This is a genomic window from Labilibaculum sp., from assembly GCF_963664555.1.
Taxonomy (GTDB): Bacteria; Bacteroidota; Bacteroidia; order Bacteroidales; family Marinifilaceae; genus Labilibaculum.
The window spans coordinates 3,764,947-3,787,839 of sequence record NZ_OY761461.1; the positions used below are offsets into that span (position 1 = coordinate 3,764,947).

Consider the following 22,893-nt stretch of genomic DNA (forward strand, 5'->3'; position numbering starts at 1 on the left):
AAGGTGAGTTTTGTGCTGTTTTGGCACAAAATCACCTCTCCATATTATTTAAATTCAATTTTCAACCTGGCAGTCTGCACCAACGATTGACAGGTTAGGATTCTATTGTTCTTCAAATCTTCGTCACTTAAAGCCATTGTTGTTTTCATTTTCACCTCCCCTTCAATCAGATGAGCTTTGCAGGTACCGCAAATACCGCCCTGACAAAAATAGGGAGCAGGCGCGCCAATTCGTTTCAATCCTTCCAAAATGGTTTCGTCTTCCGCTAAACGGACCTGATAATTTTCATTCCTGATTCTTGCATCCACCAGGGCATTCTTCACTGCTGTCAGGCCCTCTTCGTACTCAATGTGCTGAGTTGAAAAATACTCGAAGTGAATGTCCTTTGATGAAACTCCCATATCAATAAGCACATCCTGAACCATTTGATTCATTCCATCTGGTCCACAAATATAGTATTCTGATTTTTCGGCATCTGATCGATTTTCATAGAGAAAGGTTTTCACCAACTCCTCATTTATCCGGCCACGTTTTCCATTCCAGGGGGTGATGGAAAAATCTAAAAATCGTTTCGAAAGAGTTTGGGTAATTTTCAATCGCTCAGGATATTTTGCCTGCCACTCCAATAATTCACTGCCAAACAAAATCCCGGGCACACTCCTATTTCCGTAAAGCAAAAACGCTTTACTGTTTGGTTCGGCCAGCATTATGGATGTAAGCATCGAATAAATGGGTGTGATTCCACTTCCAGCTGCAAAAAAATAATAGTTCTTGCCCGCCTTCTCATCTGGTTTCACCATAAAATCCCCTTGAGGAACAGATACTTCTAAAATATCTCCTGCTTTTAAATTGTTCGCCATGTAATTGGAAATCAATCCGTCTTTCTGAATCTTTACTGTTACCTGATACAAAGCTTTTACATATGGAGAATTGTGCAGCGAATACATTCTTCGCTCTTCCACTCCATTTACAACAAACCGAAAACAAAGGTGTTGTCCCGGATAAAACTTAAAAACCGATAACAGCTCATCGGGTATTTGAAAGCTTAATGTTACAGCTTCTTTTATAGGCTTGTGAATTGCAGCTATGAGTATGCGGTAAAATTCCTGTTCCATAATTTTCCAGCTTTCTATTGTTTTTTTCTTAAAATACGGAGATTTCAGCAATTTATCCCATAAAAAAACCATCTTATAAAAGGTGGCTCTGTATTTTATCATCGTAAAAACTTAGGCTGCTAATTCATTTTCAGCGTCCAATTTTCTTGTAATTCGTCCGTAAACAATAAGGGCAACAGCTGAAGTTGCAGCAATGGCAACAAAATAGTACCAAATGTAATGAGCATGAGCCGAAGCTTGCTCCCATACCGCATGATCTGTAAATAATTTTGGATCCGGACAGTATTTCGACAACAAAAATCCGGACAGACCAAATCCTAAAATAGAGGAGATGAATGAATGCAGATGGCTAAAGCCAAGATACATCCCCTCTTCCCCCTTGGGTGCTTGCAAGGAGAAATATTCTAAAAATCGTGGAGAAATAAATGATTCTGCAAAACCTTGAAATACAATACCAATAATCATCATAAAAGCAACCGGATGCAGACTAAAAATCCCTAAATCAATCGATTCAACCTCCAACAAATTTCCTGCGGCCATACACAAGGCCGACACAGGCATAATAAACATACCAACGGTCATTGAAAATAAAGCGGTTTTCTTTCTCATCAACTGAGTAATTAATCCTACAAAAAGAAAAACAATTAATGGATTTACATTGGCATACCACGATGGCGATGCTCCCTCTCCTGCCATACGCAACACATACTTAGGCATGGTAGCATACAGTTGATGCTGCACCATCCAAAATCCGGTGACAATCAAAATCAAAGCAACCAACCGGCCATTCGAAAGTACTTTTAACAAAGCATGCCAAATTTCCGTCATGCTCTTGCCTTCTCCTTCGTGACGAGTGGTCTTGAAAAAGAAATACACAGCTACTAATCCCAGCAAAGTTGCTCCAGCCGAGAAATAATTTAAGGTAATTAGGCCCTCATTCCCCATTGCTTCACGCAATGGTTTCACAATGGTTTTTCCAGAAAAAGCACCAATATTCACCATGGTATAGAAAATAGAAAATCCTCTGGCACGATTAGCTACTGTTGTTTCCTTTGCTACAGTTCCTGTTATTACTGATTTAATAAAAGATCCTCCAATCATTATCAGAACAATAATTGGAATAATAAACCATTTATGAGAACTATGCTCTAATCCGGTAAATACGGTAATTTTAGAATATTCAACCAATCCTGCCGATTCCAATAATGTTGGAAAAACGGCCAGGCCTGCGTAACCTATACTCAAAAGGGAAAATGCCAGTAACAAGGCATTTTTAAAACCCATTTTATCGGCTAAAGCACCGCTAAAAGTTGGCAGTAAATACAATCCTCCTGAAAACAAACCTGAAATTAAGGCTGCTTCCACATCAGAAAAGCTTAGTATCCTTGATAAATAAATGGTTATAACAATGAATACTCCATAATATGCAGCTCTTTCCAACAACTCAACAGAGTTGGCTACCCAAAAGGCTCTGGAAAAGCGCTCTTTTATCGTTTTCTCTTCACTATTCATGATGTTTTTTTCGTTAAAAATATCTTAAAATTATGCCCTGTCAGTTAAAAGCCTAAAAATAGATTTACTTCATGGATATATCAAGTAGGGAAAACCCGACCTTAATTTTTGATGAAGCTGAAAGAGTGTTCAAACTATATTTTCGTTCTCATACAGATAAATTTACGCGCAAAAAAAAAGCCCAGGCAACCCCTGAGCTTTACACTTGATTTTAATGAAAAATTATTCCCAATCGAGAATCACTTTCCCACAATTTCCTTCTTCCATGATATCGAATCCTTTTTGGAATTCAGAAGCTTTAAATCGGTGAGAAATCATTGGAGACAAATCCAATCCGCTCATCAACATCTGCTCCATCTGGTACCACGTTTCGTACATTTCACGTCCGTAAATTCCTTTTAACTGAAGTCCTTTAAAAATGATATCGTTCCAATTCACCTTTGTTTGCGCAGGCAAAATACCCAATAAAGAAATCTTACCTGAGTTGTACATATGCGAAACCATATCGCCAAAAGCCGCTGGTGCACCTGAACACTCCAATCCTATATCAAATCCAATCATTCCCAATTCCTTAATTGCGTCGTCAAGACTCTCTGTTAAAGGATTAATAACACGATCGGCCCCCATTTTCTTGGCCAACTCTATTCTGTAAGGATTCGTTTCTGTTGCCACAACATATCTTGCACCTGCAAATTTTGCAATTGCCACACACATACTTCCAATTAATCCAGCACCTGTAACCAATACATCTTCTCCTATTATTGGCCACGAAAGGGTGGTGTGTGTTGCATTTCCAAATGGATCCATGATCGCCAAAAGCTCATCACTAATCTTATTACTCATTTTCATCAGATTTGATGAAGGAATGGCTGCGTATTCGGCAAAAATACCATCTATGTTTACACCGATCCCAACAGTGTTTTCACACACATGTTTACGTCCACGTCTACAATTTCTGCAATGTCCGCATGCAATATGCCCTTCGCCTGTTACACGATCGCCAATTTTAAAACCAGTAACACCGGCTCCAATTTCAGCTACCTCTCCAACATACTCGTGCCCTATAATCATTCCCGGTTTAATGGTATTCTGTGCCCATTCATCCCATTTATAAATGTGAAGATCGGTACCGCAAATAGCTGTTTTTCTAATTTTTACAAGAACATCGTTTACTCCTACTTTAGGAACATCAACTTCTTCCATCCACAAGCCTTTTTCTGCTTTGGACTTTACAAGAGCCTTCATTTTAGTCATTGTCGTTTTGTTATATTGTTGTTGTGTAAGTATTTAAATCTCTGCAAATATGCTTGTTGTATATTTGATTAATCTATCTCGAAAGTATAAAAACTAAATTAGATTTTCAATATCCATTTTGTAAAAATATCCCGATCCGTATCACTTCAGTAAAAGCTTTCTGTATAACGATATCGGAGCAAGCCCAATGAAGAATGAAAGCGGTTTGAATTTCAAAAATATACCGGCATTACTCTCTTTGTTTTATTCCTCAATTCTATAAAATCGGAACCCTGTATCAATTGTAGGATACAACTTTCCGGCTCTTACTATTCGATCTCCCGCCAGATCTGAGATGGTAGAAAAACCCATTCTGCCAGCATCCGAATCCTCCTTTACCGCTTCGGTATTCTGAACACAAATAAAACGGCGTTTAGATGACTGCTTTTCGTTTAATTTGAAAATAGCATGAGGCATTGACGCCGAGCCGGCAAAAAGATCTAAAATCAAATCCTCATCTTCGCTTAATTGCTTTAATATCGTAAGCAGTAAATCAGTTGGTTTTGGATATTTAAAGGGCAAGCCTTCGGGATATAATTCTTTCAATTCCCGAGTTCCTTTACTAGTAGGAATATCGGTTATAATCGATGAAATGGGATTGAAAATACTCTTCAGCTCCGACTTGTACTTTTTTAATAAAAAGCGCTTGCCTTCTTCTTTGGGAAAGATCAACTTTCCTGAATCGAACCATTCTGCAACGCGCTGTTTCGAAAAAGCCCAATATCGGCCAGCAGGCGGTAAATATTCTTCATTTGTATATGGATTTGTAATTGCAAAACGGGAATTGGAATTGCCACTTGCCGCTGAGGGATTATCAGGAGTCCAATCTCCATTTGGGTCGAAATCAGGATTTGAATAATTGGATAAATCCTTGAGTTCCCCTTTCAATTTTAATTCACTTGAACATTTGGCATACAACAAAATATATTCATGATTTGCGGCAAATAAATTGCCCGAGGTATTGGAGTTCGATCGATTGATCCATATGAAACAACCCACAAAATTATTTTCTCCAAAAACCTCATTGCAAATCAGTTGTACGTTGGCCTTTTCACTTTCATCAATAGAAATGGCTATTGCACCATTGTTGGTTAACAGCTGCCTCGATAAAACCAGTCGCGGATAAATCATGTTTAACCAATTGGTGTGAACTTCCCCACTTTCAATCTGATTTTTAAGGCAGGAATCAACCCGTTCAATTCCAGAACCATTCAGAAATTCCAAATACTGATTCGAACGGATTTTAAAGCGATCATTATAACCAAAATCATTACCCGTATTGTACGGCGGATCGATATAAACCAACTTTATTTTCCCCGTATATTCTTTCTGCAATAAGCGCAAGGCTTCTAAATTATCACCTTCTATAAACTGATTTTTTGTTTTATTTGGCTGAATTGATTTTGATTTGTCTAGAACCAGTTTACCGGTACTTTCTTCACTGACTTGTGATGCGGCCTTTTCTTTTCCAAACCAGCCTAAACCATAGTTCGATTCATCCACAAACTGATCGGCTTCCAAATAAATTTTAAGCTTCTGAATATCTAATTGATCTTCTGCAAAAACTTCCGGGAGAAGGCTTTTCAGCTCTTTTATTTTCTTTTGTTTCTGATAAAAAGAGAGTAGGTTTTTTCCTTGCATAATAACAAGTCTGAAGTAATGTGATTTGTTTCACAAACCTACAACTTTTCAGTCTTGAATAAAAATTCCGAATCTTGATTTCCTGCAAAAAAAGCACTAAATAATACACGTTTGAAAGTTATTTCCAACTATTCGATGTTCCCAACTTTCCGCCATCTAGTTTTTGTTATCTTTGCGCCATGCAAGCAAAAAATATGAATAATAAAAAAATTTTAGAGAAGCTATCGATTCAGGAATTGAACGAGATGCAAAAAGAATGCGCAAAAGCCTATACCAAAAACAGCGATCTGCTTTTGGTATCCCCAACAGGGTCGGGAAAAACTTTAGCTTTTCTGTTACCAATGCTTGCTGAACTGGATGCTAAAATTGATGCTGTTCAGACCCTGATTTTGACTCCTGCACGAGAACTTTCTTTGCAAATAGAGAGTGTTTTTAAAAGTATGGGGACTGATTTTAAAGTGAATTGCTGCTACGGCGGGCATCCAATGTCAACCGAAAAAAATAATTTAAAAACACCACCAGCTGTACTTATCGGTACTCCAGGAAGAATTGCAGATCATATTCGAAGAGGAAATTTTGATTGTAGAAATATTAAAACTCTAATATTAGATGAGTTTGATAAATCTCTTGAATTAGGCTTTCAGAAAGAAATGAAGGAAGTTACACTAGCTCTGCCGTCTAAAATTAAAAAGGTGCTGACTTCTGCCACTAATAATATAGATATTCCGGAGTTTACCAGACTTAATTCACTCATCGAACTGGACTTTATTCCCAATGCGAAACCAATTGCTTTGAATCAAAAGAAAGTAATATCTGTAGAAAAAGACAAATTGGCAACTCTTTTTCAATTGGTTTGTCATTTGGGAAATCAGCCAAGCCTGGTTTTCTGTAATCACCGTGATGCTGTGGAACGAATTGGAAAACATTTTTTAAATGAAGGAATTCAGTGTGATGTTTTTCATGGCGGATTGGAACAGGATGATCGGGAGAGAGCTCTTCTAAAATTTCGTAATGGAAGTCATTACCTGCTAATTGTTACCGATCTTGCTTCGAGAGGATTGGATATTCCTGAAATTAAAAATGTGATTCACTACCAACTGCCAAGAGTAGAAGAAGCATTTACACATAGAAACGGACGAACAGCCAGAATGAATGCAGAAGGAACTTCCTACCTGGTGCTGGCTCAGGACGAAACACCGCCAGAATTTATCCCTGAAGACATTGATATTCTTGAACTGGCAGATCAACCATTACCAGCAGAACCAGAATGGGAAACTCTTTACATTTGTTTGGGAAAAAAAGAGAAAATAAATAAAATTGACTTGGTTGGATTCTTTTGTAAGGTAGGAAATCTGAAAAAAGAGGAATTGGGGAAAATTGATGTTCTCGATCACTCATCATTCGTTGCTGTAAAAAGAGGAATGGGAGAAAAATTGGCCCGGAAACTTAAAAACGAACTCATTAAAAAGAAGAAAGTTAAAATTCAGGTTTCCTATTAATCTGAATTTGATTATTGACACTTTGAATAAAGAGAAACATTAACCCGTTCTTCAATGGGAAAAGAAATCAGCAACCAAACATTCGTCGTTCGCTAATATGACTTTTAGAAAGTTAAATTAGCTGACGAAGAATCATTAATCACCAAAAATTTTATCGAGCAGACGAATGAACATTTTTTTTGTTTTGGATTCTTTAACCAAAACTGAATTTTGTGTGGAAATACTTCTGAATATGTGTTCCCATTCCGGTAATCCACCAAAATTGCGGTCATCAATGTATAAATCAGCATAAATTTTGCGACTGATGGTGTCATCAAATTCCTCTTCAGGATAATTGCTGTTCACAGCATAGAATTCCAAGCCTCTTTTTTCGCAAAAATCAACCGCTTCAAAGAGATTTTCTTCCGTTCTGTACGTCCATAAAATAATTTGATGACCTTCCTTCTGCAAAGCCATCAGACTTTCAATAGCAAAAGGAATCTCATTCCCTATTTCAGGGTATTTGTGTTGTACAATTGTGCCGTCAAAATCTACTGCAATAATCATATAAAAAGAGTTAAGTAACAATATATTATAAAAATATAGATTTATTTCATTCTTTCTCAATGAATAACAAACAAAAATGGTCTGAATTTAATTCAGACCATTTAAAGATACTCTTTTAATTACTGGAGACCTTTTCCCACAACCGCCTAACGATTCCCGGCGAACTGTCTTCATAATAGTAACCATTACCACTTAAGTTTCTGGATGATTTGCCTTGATATCCATTCATGGCAACATCATTTAATACCAAGGAAACATTTGATAAAGTGCCTTTTACTACCAACTGATTCACAAAATTAATCTGTTCCCGATGACTGAATCCCCGTCGGAGAACAAATAAATTAGCATCTGCAAATTTACCCGTGATGATTCCATCCGTAACCATGGAAAGAGGCGCATTGTCGATAAATATATAATCGTATTTCCCTTCCACTTCGCATAACAATTGCTCAAATCTGCCATTTTCGAGTAACTCAGCCGGATTGGGAGGAACCGGTCCGGAGGTTACACAGTGAAGATTTGTGATGTGTGTTTTCTGAATGATCTCACTGCATTTGCTAAGACTGATTAAATAGGTGCTTAAACCAAGCGCATTATCCAAATTAAAAGCGGATTCTATTTTTGGCTTTCGCAAATCTGCACCAATCAATAAAACCTTCTTGTTATTCATGGCAACAATGCTTGCCAAATTAACCGCCGCAAATGATTTTCCTTCTTCGGGTATGGTTGAATGAATTCCAATAATTTTAGTCGGATTATTGGGCAGTACATAAGTTAGATTTGTCCGCAAGGTTCTAAAAGACTCAGATATAGCCGATCGGGGATGATAAAACACAGGAACTGCTTCGCTGTATTTATTATGAGCAATAGTCCCCAAAATAGGAAGTTGTGTCTTCTTCATGATTTCTTCTTTGTTCTGGATATTATCATTAAAGAATTCTTTTAGAATAATGATTAAAAAAGGAAGACCAATCCCCAAAAACATGCCTATTAGTAAATTAATTGCTGTTTTGGGTTTAATTTTGACGATAGTCGCCAATCTTGCCGGATCGATTATTTGCGAATCGGACACATTAGATGCCTTGGCAATAGCAGCTTCTGCTCGTTTTTTCAGTAGAAAAGTATAAAGTTCGTTGTTTAAATCGAAGTTCCTTTTCATACTAACCAGTTTTTGCTCGTGCTTTGGCATTCGGGCCAATTGCTCTCTAACGGTTTCCATTCTTGCGCTTAAACTCTGCACTTCGATTCGAGAGTTAGCCACCATGCTTTGAAGATTTTCCTCTAAACTTTGCTGAATCAACTGAATTTCCTTATTCAGGATAACCAGACTTGGATTTTTCTCCTGAACACTATAAGAAAGCACTTCCCGTTTTCCATACAAATCAGTCAATTTGGCCACTAACGCATCTAATGATGGATCTGTAATCCCGGTTATAGAAGGAGCTATTACTTGTTTCATTTGATTGACATCGCCTAAATTACGCAACAGATTTTTATAGTAATCCAAAGTAATTTGAGCCTTGGACAACTGACTTTCAAGATCCTCCACTTTTGCTACAATTACGCCAGCCTCCTGCCCCAAATCAACAATTCTGTTTTTTGATCTGAAATTGCTAAAACTCTGGCCTGCCATTTGAAGAGAATCCACGATTCCCTCTAACTGAGAATCAATAAAGCGCACTGTACTTTCAGATTTCTTATTTTTTTCAATCAAACCAAATTGAATGTAAACCCAATTCAATTCATTTAAATAATCAACTCCTCTTTCGGGTTCCGAATTATCAATCCGAAGATGAATCAGTTCAGCCTTTTTCTCAGCTACGCTAATAGTCATACTCTCCATATACGCGAGAGTAAGCGCATCCAAATTGTTGAAAACGAAAAAATAATTTTCATTTTTATCAATTTCCTCTTTTTTAGGCTTAATTATAAAATGAAAGTAATTGTTCTTAAATGGCCGATCGAAAAAAGCGGTCTTGTCAAATTTAACATGTACTTCATCTCCTTTATAATCCGCTTTCCCATCTACTTTAATCTTGTAAGATTTCTTATCAATCTGAACAATCGAAATCGGTAAGCTGCATATATTATCTCCGTCCATTTGCTGAACTTCGAATGGTTCATGTCTATACAAACCTCTATCGGAAAACAACTGCTTTTTATACCAGGATTGATTCCAACCCAAGTTTCTCATTGCCTTCCGGTTAATGGTATATGATTTTAGAATTTCTAAATGATTTTGTATGTTTGCTTTGTCCTGAATTTTATAACCTTCAAACATACTTTGAGCGCTGGTTTCCCCTGCATCAACATGAATTAGGAGAGAACTCCTCATCATGTAAACAGGATTCGAGTACTTACTAATAAAATAAGCCAACAATATCCCCAAGGCTCCGCATACCGCAAACATCTTCCATTGCGATAGCAGTCGATATAGAAATTCCTTCACATCCGGACTATCTTTTTGATCAAAATAATCCATTACTTCATCTATATATTTCATTGAAATAAATTTTGTGTTAGAATAAACACCAAGCGAAACGGCTTAGTTGTTGGTTATTATTAAACTGGTAATCAATACAGCTGTTGATACTGTTGACAGTAAAAGACTGTAAACGGCCGAATTCATATTCGTATTTTTAATTCTGTGAGGCTCCACATACACAACATCATTAGGCTGTAGAAAAAATGCCTTCGATTTTAGAAAATCTTTCTTTGTTAAATCCAAGCGAAACGTTTCGCTTTGTTTCTCAGAGGTTCGCATCACCAAAACGCGGTCAATTTTTGCATATTCAGTTATTCCATTGGCCATACTAATGGCTTCCAGCACAGTTAGGCTGCTATTGTAATTGTAGTAAACACCTGGTTTCGTGACTTCCCCCATTACACTTACTTTGTAATTTAAGAGTTTTACTTTAACACTGGCATCCTTTAAGTATTCGTCGGCCCTCTCCTGAACCTTGGCTTGAGCCTCGGCCTGAGTAAGTCCTGCAATTCCGACCGAACCCAGAATAGGCAAGGAGATATTTCCATTTGAATCTACCTGATAACCATTTAAATACTGATCGGATTGCTGGCTGTATAATTGCTGAGAGCCTCCTATTCCGCCAACGCTTTGGGCGGGATTATACAATTGATTCACCTCAGGATTTAAGGATTTAATACTCACAAAAAGATTGTCGTTTGTTTTGATCCGATACTCGGGAACATTTGTTGTAAATTCGCCTGCCAATATCTCAGCACCGGTGTCCTGCAGGTAAACCAAATCTTTTTTTGATCGACAGGAAATGATACTCATTACTAAAATGAGGCTCATCAGAAATAAATATTTTTTATTCATGGTCTTGGTTTTTTTGTTGATTCTAGTTTAAATATATTGAGATTAACTATTGCCCTTCACCAGTGAACACAACTTTAATGGTGCTGAGAAATAGTATTAAATCCAGTTTTAACGACCAGGTATCGATGTAAAGCATATCCAGTTTCATCCATTCCTCGAAAGGAATATTGTTGCGGCCAGACACTTGCCAGATACATGTTATTCCTGGTTTCATGCTTAATCGCCGGCGCTGCCAGCGTTGATACTGCTGAACTTCGGAAGGAATTGGCGGCCGTGGACCAACAATCGACATTTCGCCTCTGAGAACATTAAAGAACTGAGGCAGCTCATCCAAAGATGTTTTTCGAAGAAATCTACCAACACGGGTTACCCTGGGATCATTCTTAATTTTGAAAACCGGCCCTGACTGTTCATTCTGATTTTCAAGTTTCACCCGCAAGGCTTCAGCATTTTCCACCATTGTTCTGAATTTCAGACAATGAAAAATACGTCCATTCAGGCCTACCCGCCTTTGACGGAAAAAAACGGAACCTCCGTCTTCAATTTTTATTGCCACAGATATGGCTAACAAGACAGGAGAAATCAATACCACAATAACAAATGAAAACAGGAAATCGAGCATTTCCTTCACCTTAAGGGCAAAGTAATTTTTCGTATTATTGGCGAACGTCAAAAAAGGAAGTTCTTTAAAATAAGTAAGATGAGATCGCTGACTAACAACACTTAACAATTCGGAATAAACACGAAACGTAACTCCAACCTCGGAACAGGCATAAATCAAAGCCCGGACTTCTTCATTATCAAACTTTCCTTTGCAGTAAATTACCTCATCAACCACATTGGCATCGATAATCTCGCTTAGCTGAAAATGCTCGTGCAAAACCCGAACGTGCGACTCGTATTTATTTTTGATGTGTTTTCCATCCGACATAATCGCCCAAACATTGTATCCCCAATCGCGAATAAAAAGCATTCGGTCGATAAAGTGCAGATACGATTCATCATCTGCAACAATTAAAACATTTCTGGTATTAAAGCCTTTCCCTCTCAGCAATTTAAATATCCGGTAACTTAACATCCGAAAGCCAAAAAGCACTACAAGATTTAAACAGGCAAACAAAGCCAGAATTAATGTTGGTACGGAATCAGTGAGGAATAAACTTCCTAAATGCAGCAATCCTGAACTTATTACAACCATGGCAAAATATTCGGCAAACAATTCGGAGTAGGTTTTTACCCGAAGCATTTTACCCAGATTCAGCTCCTTTATCAGCGTGTACCAAATGGCGATAATCAGCAGGTAAATTGTATTGTTATCGTGAATATCAATATTTACCGGTCTTAAATAGGTAGTAACTGCCCATGCCACCACCCAATAACAAGCAACTGATAAACCTACTTGCATGAGAGTACTCAAACGTGCAAGGGTTTGTTCTCTTCCTTTAATCATGGTTTTAAGGTTTTAAAGTGAAATTTTAAAAGACCACAGCCAGCTTTTCAAGTTGATGGTTGGTCAACAGCTGTCTGTATTCTGAGTTGAGTATTTTTTACAATAGAGATGCACACTTGCTTCTGTAAAAATGAAGTGTAGGTTTATCTGAAAAATTTTTGAATTCGTTCTTTAAATATGTAGTAGAGAAACAGAGAATTGGTTGTTAAGTATCTTTTCCACATTCGGCGGGGCTCCTGCAAAAAGCGGTAAAACCATTCCAAACCTGAGTTTTGCATCCAAAGAGGTGCTCTTTTTACTTTTCCGGCTACTACATCAAACGAACCGCCAACGCCCATAATAAAAGGCACTTTTAACTGATCTTTATAAGTATTTAGAAAAATCTCCTTGGTTGGAGAACTTATGGCTACAAATAAAATATCTGCATTCGATGCTGCAATTTGTGCTGCAATATCTGCTTCCTGAGCTTTGTTAAAATACCCATTTCGGAAACCGGCAATTATTTCTTCTCCAAAAACAGATGTGTACTTTCGAACCACTTCGGCAACCACCTCTTCTTTGCCGCCGAAAAAAAAGATTTTGTATTGTTTTTCGGCAGCCAAAACAACCAGCTCCTGCATTAAATCAACGCCCGAAACTCTTTCCGGCAAAGGTTCTCCTAATAATCCAGCTGCCCAAACAACAGCCATTCCGTCCGCATTAATAATATCGCTGGCTACTACCGATTTGTATAACTCGGTATCGGTTTGCATGTGCACCAGTTTGGCCGCATTTACCACAATGTGTTGAATTGGCTTTTTCTCCCGGATCGAATCATCGATCAGGTGAAGAGTTTCCTTCATCGTCAACACATCAACCGGCGAATTCATTATTGTAATTCTCTTTTTCATATGAGTATAATTTTAAGTTTTTGCCATATGGAACTCGCCAAACAGTCATTCATGTGTTTGTGAGCCTTTTCTCATGGCTCGTTTCATATTCCGGTATTTTTATGGTTTCAACTAAATAATTCGATAAGGACAAAAACATCCAGGCTTGTGCCCATCTGATGTAAGGAATCTTGTTTTTTCGGCGTTTCCCTGACTGGAAATAGAAATAACCTGATTGATCCTGAAGATTGTTGATGGTCCATTGTAAAACCCGATCAACCAATTCCTGATTCTCTTCCAACACATTTAAGCTGCATAGTGTAATGGGTAGTTGAGCCGGACAATGTATATCAATCGGATAAACTGAATTGCTGTAATATTTTGGCGTTCCGTCTTCGGCAAAAAAATTGGCTAAATAGTAATCCAATCCCAACTGAATTTGCTGATCGAAAGAAGAATCCTTTGTATATCTGCGATAATCGGATAAGGCCTCGAGATTAAATCCGGTATGAAAATTATCGATCCACCGATGATAAGCCAAAGTACCGTACGACCAGGATCCATCGGAGTTTTGGTTCTTGATACAATACCTTACCGATTGCTTTGCACAATTCAAAACTTCCTTCTCTTGTGTATAATGATAGATTCTCGACAGCATCCGGCTTCCTAAAAGAGAAGCATTAAAAACCTGAGTTTGATCCAATGGAGAATAGGAAAAACAGAAATCCCCGTTTCCGTCGTAGGTTCGATTCAAATCTTTCAGGATAAAATCTTTGATTTGTATGGCGGTCTCCAACAACTTTTCATCTCCCAATATTTCGTAAGCATCCAGCAATGCGCATCCCACATAGGTAGTTACCACTACCGATGGTGTGCCTTTGGGTTGATAAAAGGCTCTTGCCTGCCAATCAAAATTGTATCCCCAACAGGGGCCCCACCATCCTTTCGATTGCATTTCCAATAATTTTTCGCTCAGAAAATGAATCCGGGATCTTACTTCCTGTGTTCGATCAAATTGATAGAGCTTACAATATCCACTAAGAAATAAACCAAGACCTTTTGGATTGTAAGCCTTCTCAACTCTGGTAAGACCCCGGAAATTTACCGGACTTTTTTTAAATGCCTGAATCCAAATCAATCGCATTAACCTGCTGTTTTGCGCAAAAGGAATGGACTGAAAAAGTTTGGAATTCAGGCCATCGTATGGGTCCCAGCCTTTGTATTCCTGACTTTCAATATAGCTTCTAAGTTTCTGGAAACTTGCTTTGTACATATATTCTGAATTATAGATGTGCTGAGAAAACTTGTTCCGTGAGAAAAGTCCTCTTAAGGGAATTTTGAGGTGTTTTTACTTACTGCTGTTTTATTTTCGCAACCAATTCGGTCAAAGTCAAGAATGTTATTTCACTTTTTCCGGCTTGGTGTATTAAATAAAGTAAGGCATCCGGGTAATAAAAATCTTTTGGATGACCAACCAAAATAAAGGGATGAAACAGTATTGCTGAATGTTTCTGAAGCCTGATTGCCGCTTTTAAAAAGTTTCTCATTTTCCCTTTCGAGAACAAACAAAAATCCCAGGTTAAGGCCTCTTCCTGAAGCAAAAACTGAACCGTCTCCCATTTTGATTTCTTTGCGCTGTTGTTTTTAAATTTCTCCAAGGAATTGGCTTTATTCTGCATTGCAGATTTTATGCGTACTGCATCGTATTTTAGGATTCGTCTTCGCTTTTGAGCAAAAATTGGCAGTTCCAAAAATCCACTGCTAATTCCGTTTGAACTCATCAAAGAATTATTGGATGCATACCAATAAGCTTTGGTTTCTGAAATATTTGAATAATCGTATCTCGACAAATTGCCTTCCGCTTTTCCCCCATAATAAACCGAGCTGTCTGCAATAAAAGAATGCTGCTTAAGAACTTTCAGCAATCGGTCAGATGGATCGATATTGTACCCTCCAGCCCGAAGTATGTTGCACTTGTATTCAGAATTTATCGGTTGCAGAATGGACTCCAAAGTCTCTTTTCCCTTTCGGATTAGTTCCGGCAATCCCATGCTAATGGTTTCGTCCGGCTGATCGGGCACCTCAGGCAACCTCCAGTAATCCAAATTCAGCAGCCATTCCCCTTTTTCATATTTTGCATCAATCCATTGCGGATGCAGGTGCAATTGTACATCGTGCCCCAATTGATAAGCTCTCTGTATTTGCTCTTTCATGGCAGTTGCAGGATTCGACGAATATCCCATTGTAATGCCACTCCCGTAAGCTTCCTTCAGCTTCCAGTATTCTACCACCTCAAAAAATATAGTCAGTTTAATCTTGTGCTGTTCGCAAATACCCAACATTCTATTGGTTGGCTGAATAATGTGCTTGAAAACATCGCCCCGACCAGAACCAAAAAGTTCGTAGTCGAGTGTTAGGCAAAGAGAGATCATGAGATTTTGATGGTTTAACTGGTTTGGTATTTATTTCAGATGCAGACTTTGTACATTGATACATTGCTCTTGCATTGCTTCGGGTTGCTTTTGTATTTCTTCAGGTTGCTCTTGCGTTTCTTCCATGTTCCCATCCATTTCTTCTATGTTTCCATGCGTTTCTTCATGTTGCTTTTGCATTTCTTCCACGTTCCCATGCATTTCTTCGCGTTGATCAGGCATTTCTTCGACGTTCCCATGCATTTCTTCTACTTTCCCATACATTTCTTCACGTTGCTCTTGCATTTCTTCGCATTGCTTTTGCGATTTCCCTTGCATATCTGATTGAATATTTTCTTTGTTGGTCTTCTTTCAGCGTTTCACCTGTCGGAAAAACGGTTTCAAATCACCGATATCCCACACATCAAAAGTTCTGCTGCTGAAGTTGAACAGGACTGAGAACATGTGCATTATCTTTCCCGGGTTTTTAGCAATTAAAACCATGTCGCGCAGAACATTCATCCATTGAACCTGTTTGGAATTCTTTTGATTACTAACGCACTCTCCTAAAATATAGGGGATCAAATCAGGATATTTCAGTTTCATGATCCGGATAAAACCAAACGGCCGGGGGTTCACCTCCAAAAGATAAGGCTCGCCATTAAAAATTTTAAATTCAACATCTAAAAAACCGGTAAATAATGTTTTGCCAATTAATTGAATGGATTTTTCTTCTATAATTTCGGCAAATCCGCCACAATATTCTTCCACAACCGAAGAGACTCCCGAACGATAATGCCGGACTTCATTCACACAAATGCCTGCCACTAAATTTCCTTGATCGAAATAAGCTCCATAGGAGTAATTATTTTGCAAATCTGCTCCCAAAAACTGCTGCATAACCAGCGATTGTTTTTCGCGTTCGCCAAGAGTTTGATAAAGATTCTTTACCTCTTTTATATTGTGCACCAAACAGGTTTTGAAGGCTGGTTTTTCATACAAATAGATATCCTGATTCCACTTTACTATTTGCGGAAATTTAAAACGCCTGTAATCGGTATCATGATTCAATTGACTCAGAAGAATTGATTTTGGGTATTTGCAATTAATCTCCTCAGCCAATTGGTAGGTATGCAGTTTGTTTAAAAAAATAGATAAAGCCTCTTTATCCTTAGGTACAACATTAAACAGAGTGAAAAACCCGGGAAAATTCTTCATCAGAAAAGACAGGTAAAAACCACTCGCAACAATACAATCCTGCATCTGATTTTTCGAGGCTAAATCAGTCAATTTGCCAATCAAATCTTCTTCTGTATCAACAATTAATTTTATGCCGTAACGGGAATACATGGCAATTTCGTTTTTGCGCCCCAGTACAGTAACCAAATATCCTATCCGACTATATTCCCGCAATAAAAATAAAGCTTGTGGTCCCGCGCCAACAATCACAATCTGCTTCTGAATCAGGCTCATTTTTTTTCAATTTGAGATACAACTAAATTAAACTTCCCTCTGTGGCTTCTGATCAATCCCTGCGTTTCAATTTTTTCAAACCTGATTCTGCAATCAGCCCCCAATAAAGCTCTTAAGTTTTGTTCCAGTTTTGTGCAATCTAATTTTGTAAACCCTTTATCAGGGACTAGATTTACGGTTATTTCTCCCACGGTATTTTGAATAATTTGAGCCGCCAGAAGCTGATTTATTTTCTTGAAAGCCAAATCCAATCGTCCAATTCGCTGACCATCTTTTAAAATCACATAATCATCATCACGACCTTCTATTTTTTGAACCACACAGGTTCCGTTACTTGTGGGTGCCAATTGAATTATATCATCTACCTTATAACGAATTAAAGGAAATGCCCTGTTGATAAATCCGGTTGTTATTAAATGATTGTCGGCAAATTCGGTATGAGAATACAATGGAAACTCATGATAATAAGAATCATTAAACTGCCCAAAAGCAACTGTTTGTTCTGCATTTCCATACCAATCAAATATTTTGGTATGGAAAACTTTCTCTACAATTTCTCTTTGGAAATCGTGCAATACCTCCGATGAAGTAAATGCAAGCGGAATGCTTAATTCCAAATTCGCTTTGTACAATTCTGTGGCCAATATGTGCATTGAGCTTGGATATGCCTTTATTACTTTAGGCTGAAAATCCGTAATCATTTTATGAATCCTGCCAATCTCATCCGCCCCCAAATGAAAACTGGAGATGTACAAAACATTATTGCTTTTATCGAAATAAGAAACTGTATTCCGATCCAGTACACCTCGAAGGGAAACAACAGGATCGCCTAAATGATACCCGTGCTTTTGCTGAAAAAAATGTCCGTAAGCATATTCTTTTATTGTAGATGAAAAATCCCGGTATACCTGAAGAGGTGTTCCGGTTGTGCCACTCGAATAGGCTTTAAAAACAGTAAATTTTGATTTGGTTAAAATATCCGAAGTATTCTTTTTAACGATCGATTTATCGATAACAGGCAATTTATTGACATCAGATAAACTTTTAACCGAATTGATGGTTAAACCATGAGACTGATACAGCGTTTTATAAAATTTTGAGTTTTCGAAAGCATTTTTAAATTGTTTTACAAACTCCTGCTCTTTTAATTCCAATAACTCCTGCTTCGAACAATTACTCAAATCAATAATTTTTCTGAGTTCTCTTTCGAAACCACTTCCGAACTTAATTTTATAGGCAATCAAATCTTTGATTAATCGATATGTCATATTCAAAGTTTATGGTTTAAGTCTCCTGCATAATTTCTCTTATCACCTGATTTTTCTGCTGAGAATCAAGTTTTGAAACCATCAGGTTGTACTTCCCTGATGCTGTTCGAATAATTTGGTCTTCGCCGATTTCTTTGTAATGAATCTTGCAATCAGCACCCAAAAGTTGAGTTAAATTCTTAATTAGTTCTGATTTATTGCCCTCGGTAAAATTGTAATCCGGAATGATATTCAAATCTATTTCGCCTGCTGCATTCTGAACTATTTGTGCTCCCAGAATGTTCTTTACGTTGCTAAAATTAAAAGCATGATCCAAAAGGCCGATTTGCTGCCCGTTTTTAAGTTCTATGTACTGATTATCCCGTCCTAAAATACGGCTGGTACAACAATGAATGCAGCTGCTACCGCACTTCAGTTTTATCACATCATCAATTTTGTAACGAATCAACGGAAAAGACTTATTAATAAAACCCGTAGTAATGATGCACTTTTCCTTCGCCTCAATATGAGCATACAAAGGAATATCCTGATACAAATCCTTCTTTACCTGACCTAAAGAGATGGTCTGTTCGGAATTCCCATACCAATCAAAAATCTTCGTTTGCAGAACCTTTTCAATAATGCTTCGCTGAAAATCGTGCAGCACTTCGGAAGACGTAAATGCCAGTGGAATTTGCAAATCGAGTCCTGCTTTGTACAATTCTACCGAAAGAATCTGCAGAGAGGATGGATATGCCTTTACTACCTTGGGACTGAAATCTTTAATTAACCGGTAATACTTCTTAATATTTTTTTCATTCAGATTATAGCTCGACAAATGAAGGGTATTTAATGAGCGATCGTATCTTGATATTTCTCTCTGATCTAAATCACCCTTAATCGAAATCACCTTATCGCCCAATTGATAACCGTGCGACATTTGAAAATAGTATCCGTAAGAATACTCTTTACAAACTGATTGATAATCGCGGTACAGCTTTAACGGCGATCCGGTTGTTCCGCTGGTATAAGCGGTATAAACAAACAATTTATTACAGGTTAGCAATTCATCAACCCTATGGCGTATGTCTTCTTTTGTGATGATAGGAATCAATTTTGCATCATCAGTTGACTGGATTGAATTTAAGTTCAATCCGTGCTCCTGATAAAGCTTATTATAAAATTTAGAATTGGTAAATGCATTTTGATATTGCTTTACAAATTCCTGATTTTTCAGTTCTAATAATTGAGATTCGCTAATTGAGTATAAGTCGGCTATCCGCTGTAATTCTTTTGAAAACCGGTAACCAAACTTAATTTTGCTCAATAAGTAATCCCTTACTGCTCTGTAGTTCATGATAAATTGAAAATAGAGTTTTTAAAACGCTTTGAGGATAGAAGTCAACACTCCCTTTTGCCGACCTTTCAGAGTAAATCTGTATCAAATTATGGTTGTTTAGTAGTTTTAAAATGGCTTTTTTTATCGCTTCCTCATTTCCGGCATCAACTAAAATGCCATTCTTGTATTTGTAAATTAAATCAGGGATTCCTCCCGCATTACTTGATATTATTGGCAGTGAATAACTCATTGCTTCCAAAATAGATAAGGGCAATCCTTCCTTATAGGAAGGCAAAATAAAAATGTGCGATGAGCGCATCAACTGATCTTTTTTCTCTGCATCTACCCAACCCTCAAATTGTACCAGATTCTCTAATTTCCATCTCGAAATATATTTTTTTAGCCGGGCCACTTCTCCATTACCGGCAATCTTTAAGCTTAGTCTCCCCTCAAAATTGGTTCTGTTTTTCGAAATGGTTTTTAATAAATCAAATATTCCCTTATTGTCACCAATTAAGCCCAAAAAGAGAAACTGAAGTTTGCCATTCAACACTATTTTATTGGGTTCGGCCGGAGGAATAATCATGTTGTTTAAAATCACCACACGCTTCGGATGAAAAGCGCTGGAAAAGAAATGCTTCCACTTTTCAGTCAGGCAAAAAACAACATCGGCAGACTGAATCACATAACGAATTCTCTTTTGTATAAATACCGGTGATTCCAAATAAAAATCGCGAAACCCACCTCCGTGGATATGATAGATCAGTTTCTTGTTAAACAGCCTGTGAACTATCGAGAACAGAATGTATTTGCGGTAAAAACTACCTTTCGATGCTCCGTGAATATGAATAATTTTAATCTCTGAATCTTTTAAAAGGCGAAATATCAATTCAATTACACAAACAGGGAACCAAATACTATTCAACACTTTTGAGTTGAATCGATGCGTAACAATCAGCTTAAATGGTTTGATGTGTTTCGAATAATTATTTACACACAAGCCGATTCCACCTTTACTTTTTGTATTCCCAGGAGCAATAAATAATACTTCTTTCATTAGAAATGTAATATGAAGTTTATAAGGTGAAAAACAGTTTCATTTTCAAGAATACTGATCTATGATTTGAACGCTGACTTTCCTGTTTTCTGATTTTAATTTCAACTGCAAAGGTTGAATGTACTGATGCCACAAACCCAACATGCGTGCAATGTTCTCGTATTTCCCTCCTTTTGTATTGATAGAAACTCTGGGAAGTTCATACATTCCATTATTTTCCCGATTAAGATTCGGATTCGTAGTAAAAGCCATTTTATAGCCATTCTTTTTTAAGAATTCAAAATCCCTTTCATCGTAATCGCCGTTTGGATATGCGAACGAATTAATTTCCGTATTCAACCAGCTCTCTAAAATCTTTTTCGATTCGGAATACTCAAATGCCAGTTCCTCATTGGTACATTGAATACCAATTGGATGGTGATAGCTATGCGATCCGATGGTAACCAGCGGATGCCTGTGCAAGTATTCCAGTTCTTTCAGATTTACAGCCGATCTCTTTAATACACGTTCTGCGACAGCATTTCGAACATATTCCATCCGCTGACTGTTTCTCATCTTTTTTAAATCCTCTGCCCCCCTTATTTCGGGATACTTACTTTTTAGATAGGGAACGTATTCCCACCAATAATTCCCCGAGACAACCGGTTTAACAGGTGTGAAAATTGAAATTGGAATTTGATATTTCTCAATTATTGGAATCAATTTTAAGTTCCCTTTCCATGCATCATCAAACGAAACAAAGGCTTTCCTTTCCTTCAACTCCTCTCTGCCAAGTGCAAGATCATACAATTCCTTCCCGCTGATAAAATGGAAATTATTCGCTCTTAAAAACAGAATTATTCCTTGAAATAAAAAAGGAGACGGGTTGTGAAAATAGATAGACAAAACATGTTTGTCAAACTTTTGCAATGCAACTCCTTTGTAGAAAAAAATCACCACAAAACCCAAAAAATCGCCTATCACTTTTTTAATCCTCTGCATGACAATGAACTTTTTTTAGTTGGTTAACCACCGCATGATCAGTCTTTTTTACCCGATACATTAAATATGGCAAGGCCAAAAGAGATTTCAACCGATATTTAAAATCAAAACACATGTAAGATGGCTCTGCCTGCTTTGTAAATTGAAACTTATAAGCATCTAAACCAATTCCAAATGAGAATTTTTCCTGCTCTTTCTTAAAACTGTTTTGAATGTTGCAATTCATACAATGGATGCCGGCCCCATAGGTTTTATAATCCCTATCGAAAGCACAATCAATTGCCAATCGTTTTCCATTTTTGTCGATATTGATAACGTAGGCCACAGCGATCTTATTAAATTTCACAAACAAAACCTCAGATGAATAATTTTTATACATTTTAAGGAAGAATTTTTCTTTGTTGGAATCACCATATACAAAGCCTTTCCCATCAACAATTTTCGATTTTGCCAGTCTTCTAATTTCCTTGAAATTTGATTCATTGATCTTTTCTGCAGACAATTCAAATTTGAATCCATCCCTATCTATTTTCCGAAGAGTTCTATCCAATTGCTTCCTAAACCGCTTCGCATAGGCCTCCATCAAAAAATTCTGATATCCTGAATATTCCACCATCGGAATAACAGGTTCACCTGCATAATGGTATAACTTATACTTCCCGTTTAAAACGGATGATTTTGGCAGGTATTTAAGAAAAATAAAATGATAGTTAATGTTCTTTTTTATCCAATGTTTTAGTTCACCGGCAAAATCAAGTCCCAAAGGTTTTAAAGAGATCACGTCATTTCCCATGCTGCACCACTGCTGATCCAAAAACTCAACAAATGTAAGCTTTAGACATTTGCAGTAAATCCGCTGCAACTTTACAAGAGGAACAATTGCTGCCAGTTTCCCATTGCAATACGCAGAAATAATGTAAGGTCGTTTTTTGTAACCCAATACATTGTTTTCAACGTCTTTAAAAATTGAGAACCAATTGGAAATCCAGTTGGAATCACAACTTAAAAAATCGCCGTGATAATCAATTTCCTCCAGTTCTTTAAGTGAAATAAATTGAAAGTTGTACATGCTTTAAAGAATTAAAACTGACCGGTTTTTTACGATATGTTTTTGGAAAAA

19 protein-coding genes are annotated in these 22,893 nt (G+C 37.4%); 1 reads left to right on the forward strand and 18 read right to left on the reverse strand.

Annotated features, from left to right (window positions below; all coding sequences use genetic code 11):
- Positions 1-44: 44 nt before the first annotated feature.
- The 4 genes from ACKU4N_RS14885 to ACKU4N_RS14900 form a co-directional block, all read right to left on the reverse strand.
- The gene (locus tag ACKU4N_RS14885) at positions 45-1,217 is read right to left on the reverse strand and encodes a 2Fe-2S iron-sulfur cluster-binding protein (protein WP_321317621.1); all 1,173 of its coding nucleotides are present in this window, start codon (positions 1,215-1,217) and stop codon (positions 45-47) included.
- A gap of 9 nt (positions 1,218-1,226) precedes the next feature.
- Entirely contained in the window at positions 1,227-2,627 is a 1,401-nt protein-coding gene (locus ACKU4N_RS14890) for an MFS transporter (RefSeq protein WP_321317623.1), read from the reverse strand.
- A 222-nt stretch (positions 2,628-2,849) separates the two neighbouring features.
- Positions 2,850-3,872, reverse strand: coding sequence for an L-threonine 3-dehydrogenase (gene tdh, locus ACKU4N_RS14895; protein ID WP_407937250.1), 1,023 nt, complete (start codon positions 3,870-3,872; stop codon positions 2,850-2,852).
- 252 nt (positions 3,873-4,124) lie between these two features.
- The gene (locus ACKU4N_RS14900) at positions 4,125-5,561 is read right to left on the reverse strand and encodes a site-specific DNA-methyltransferase (protein WP_321317627.1); all 1,437 of its coding nucleotides are present in this window, start codon (positions 5,559-5,561) and stop codon (positions 4,125-4,127) included.
- 194 nt (positions 5,562-5,755) lie between these two features.
- On the opposite strand from ACKU4N_RS14900, the gene ACKU4N_RS14905 reads away from it, so the two are divergent.
- Positions 5,756-7,060, forward strand: coding sequence for a DEAD/DEAH box helicase (locus ACKU4N_RS14905; RefSeq protein WP_321317630.1), 1,305 nt, complete (start codon positions 5,756-5,758; stop codon positions 7,058-7,060).
- 135 nt (positions 7,061-7,195) lie between these two features.
- Here the strand turns inward: ACKU4N_RS14905 and ACKU4N_RS14910 are convergent, their stop codons facing one another.
- The 14 genes from ACKU4N_RS14910 to ACKU4N_RS14975 all read right to left on the reverse strand — a co-directional run bounded on the left by ACKU4N_RS14910 (position 7,196) and on the right by ACKU4N_RS14975 (position 22,842).
- Entirely contained in the window at positions 7,196-7,606 is a 411-nt protein-coding gene (locus ACKU4N_RS14910) for a BT0820 family HAD-type phosphatase (RefSeq protein ID WP_321317632.1), read from the reverse strand.
- A 115-nt stretch (positions 7,607-7,721) separates the two neighbouring features.
- A complete protein-coding gene (locus ACKU4N_RS14915) occupies positions 7,722-10,109 on the reverse strand; it encodes a GumC family protein (RefSeq protein ID WP_321317634.1) in 2,388 nt (795 codons plus the stop codon).
- Positions 10,110-10,151: 42 nt separating this feature from the next.
- Entirely contained in the window at positions 10,152-10,946 is a 795-nt protein-coding gene (locus tag ACKU4N_RS14920) for a polysaccharide biosynthesis/export family protein (protein ID WP_321317636.1), read from the reverse strand.
- Between the two features lie 46 nt (positions 10,947-10,992).
- The gene (locus tag ACKU4N_RS14925) at positions 10,993-12,396 is read right to left on the reverse strand and encodes a sugar transferase (protein WP_321317637.1); all 1,404 of its coding nucleotides are present in this window, start codon (positions 12,394-12,396) and stop codon (positions 10,993-10,995) included.
- A 143-nt stretch (positions 12,397-12,539) separates the two neighbouring features.
- Positions 12,540-13,286, reverse strand: a complete 747-nt coding sequence (locus ACKU4N_RS14930) for a WecB/TagA/CpsF family glycosyltransferase (protein ID WP_321317639.1) — start codon at positions 13,284-13,286, stop codon at positions 12,540-12,542.
- Between the two features lie 49 nt (positions 13,287-13,335).
- Positions 13,336-14,538, reverse strand: coding sequence for a hypothetical protein (locus ACKU4N_RS14935; RefSeq protein WP_321317641.1), 1,203 nt, complete (start codon positions 14,536-14,538; stop codon positions 13,336-13,338).
- A 79-nt stretch (positions 14,539-14,617) separates the two neighbouring features.
- Positions 14,618-15,697, reverse strand: a complete 1,080-nt coding sequence (locus ACKU4N_RS14940) for a polysaccharide deacetylase family protein (protein WP_321317643.1) — start codon at positions 15,695-15,697, stop codon at positions 14,618-14,620.
- Between the two features lie 30 nt (positions 15,698-15,727).
- Entirely contained in the window at positions 15,728-16,015 is a 288-nt protein-coding gene (locus ACKU4N_RS14945) for a hypothetical protein (protein ID WP_321317645.1), read from the reverse strand.
- A 33-nt stretch (positions 16,016-16,048) separates the two neighbouring features.
- Positions 16,049-17,149, reverse strand: coding sequence for a hypothetical protein (locus ACKU4N_RS14950; RefSeq protein ID WP_321317647.1), 1,101 nt, complete (start codon positions 17,147-17,149; stop codon positions 16,049-16,051).
- Positions 17,146-18,417, reverse strand: a complete 1,272-nt coding sequence (locus ACKU4N_RS14955; RefSeq protein WP_321317649.1) for a phenylacetate--CoA ligase family protein — start codon at positions 18,415-18,417, stop codon at positions 17,146-17,148. Before ACKU4N_RS14955 ends, ACKU4N_RS14950 begins: the two co-directional genes overlap by 4 nt.
- Positions 18,418-18,433: 16 nt before the next feature.
- Positions 18,434-19,753 (reverse strand): phenylacetate--CoA ligase family protein, encoded by a 1,320-nt coding sequence (locus ACKU4N_RS14960; RefSeq protein WP_321317651.1) that lies wholly within the window; start codon positions 19,751-19,753, stop codon positions 18,434-18,436.
- Complete coding sequence (locus tag ACKU4N_RS14965) at positions 19,710-20,792, reverse strand: glycosyltransferase family 4 protein (RefSeq protein ID WP_321317653.1); 1,083 nt, start codon at positions 20,790-20,792, stop codon at positions 19,710-19,712. Before ACKU4N_RS14965 ends, ACKU4N_RS14960 begins: the two co-directional genes overlap by 44 nt.
- Before the next feature lie 45 nt (positions 20,793-20,837).
- Entirely contained in the window at positions 20,838-21,773 is a 936-nt protein-coding gene (locus tag ACKU4N_RS14970) for a polysaccharide deacetylase family protein (RefSeq protein WP_321317655.1), read from the reverse strand.
- The gene (locus ACKU4N_RS14975; protein ID WP_321317657.1) at positions 21,760-22,842 is read right to left on the reverse strand and encodes a GNAT family N-acetyltransferase; all 1,083 of its coding nucleotides are present in this window, start codon (positions 22,840-22,842) and stop codon (positions 21,760-21,762) included. The genes ACKU4N_RS14970 and ACKU4N_RS14975 overlap by 14 nt, the downstream gene beginning before the upstream one ends.
- Positions 22,843-22,893 lie beyond the last annotated feature (51 nt).

Coding starts and splice junctions, on each gene's coding strand:
- ACKU4N_RS14885 (WP_321317621.1), bottom strand. CDS start 1,217: ATGATAAAATACAGAGCCACCTTTTATAAGATGGTTTTTTTATGGGAT.
- ACKU4N_RS14890 (WP_321317623.1), bottom strand. CDS start 2,627: ATGAATAGTGAAGAGAAAACGATAAAAGAGCGCTTTTCCAGAGCCTTT.
- tdh (WP_407937250.1), bottom strand. CDS start 3,872: ATGAAGGCTCTTGTAAAGTCCAAAGCAGAAAAAGGCTTGTGGATGGAA.
- ACKU4N_RS14900 (WP_321317627.1), bottom strand. CDS start 5,561: ATGCAAGGAAAAAACCTACTCTCTTTTTATCAGAAACAAAAGAAAATA.
- ACKU4N_RS14905 (WP_321317630.1), top strand. CDS start 5,756: ATGAATAATAAAAAAATTTTAGAGAAGCTATCGATTCAGGAATTGAAC.
- ACKU4N_RS14910 (WP_321317632.1), bottom strand. CDS start 7,606: ATGATTATTGCAGTAGATTTTGACGGCACAATTGTACAACACAAATAC.
- ACKU4N_RS14915 (WP_321317634.1), bottom strand. CDS start 10,109: ATGAAATATATAGATGAAGTAATGGATTATTTTGATCAAAAAGATAGT.
- ACKU4N_RS14920 (WP_321317636.1), bottom strand. CDS start 10,946: ATGAATAAAAAATATTTATTTCTGATGAGCCTCATTTTAGTAATGAGT.
- ACKU4N_RS14925 (WP_321317637.1), bottom strand. CDS start 12,396: ATGATTAAAGGAAGAGAACAAACCCTTGCACGTTTGAGTACTCTCATG.
- ACKU4N_RS14930 (WP_321317639.1), bottom strand. CDS start 13,286: ATGAAAAAGAGAATTACAATAATGAATTCGCCGGTTGATGTGTTGACG.
- ACKU4N_RS14935 (WP_321317641.1), bottom strand. CDS start 14,538: ATGTACAAAGCAAGTTTCCAGAAACTTAGAAGCTATATTGAAAGTCAG.
- ACKU4N_RS14940 (WP_321317643.1), bottom strand. CDS start 15,697: ATGATCTCTCTTTGCCTAACACTCGACTACGAACTTTTTGGTTCTGGT.
- ACKU4N_RS14945 (WP_321317645.1), bottom strand. CDS start 16,015: ATGCAAGGGAAATCGCAAAAGCAATGCGAAGAAATGCAAGAGCAACGT.
- ACKU4N_RS14950 (WP_321317647.1), bottom strand. CDS start 17,149: ATGAGCCTGATTCAGAAGCAGATTGTGATTGTTGGCGCGGGACCACAA.
- ACKU4N_RS14955 (WP_321317649.1), bottom strand. CDS start 18,417: ATGACATATCGATTAATCAAAGATTTGATTGCCTATAAAATTAAGTTC.
- ACKU4N_RS14960 (WP_321317651.1), bottom strand. CDS start 19,753: ATGAACTACAGAGCAGTAAGGGATTACTTATTGAGCAAAATTAAGTTT.
- ACKU4N_RS14965 (WP_321317653.1), bottom strand. CDS start 20,792: ATGAAAGAAGTATTATTTATTGCTCCTGGGAATACAAAAAGTAAAGGT.
- ACKU4N_RS14970 (WP_321317655.1), bottom strand. CDS start 21,773: ATGCAGAGGATTAAAAAAGTGATAGGCGATTTTTTGGGTTTTGTGGTG.
- ACKU4N_RS14975 (WP_321317657.1), bottom strand. CDS start 22,842: ATGTACAACTTTCAATTTATTTCACTTAAAGAACTGGAGGAAATTGAT.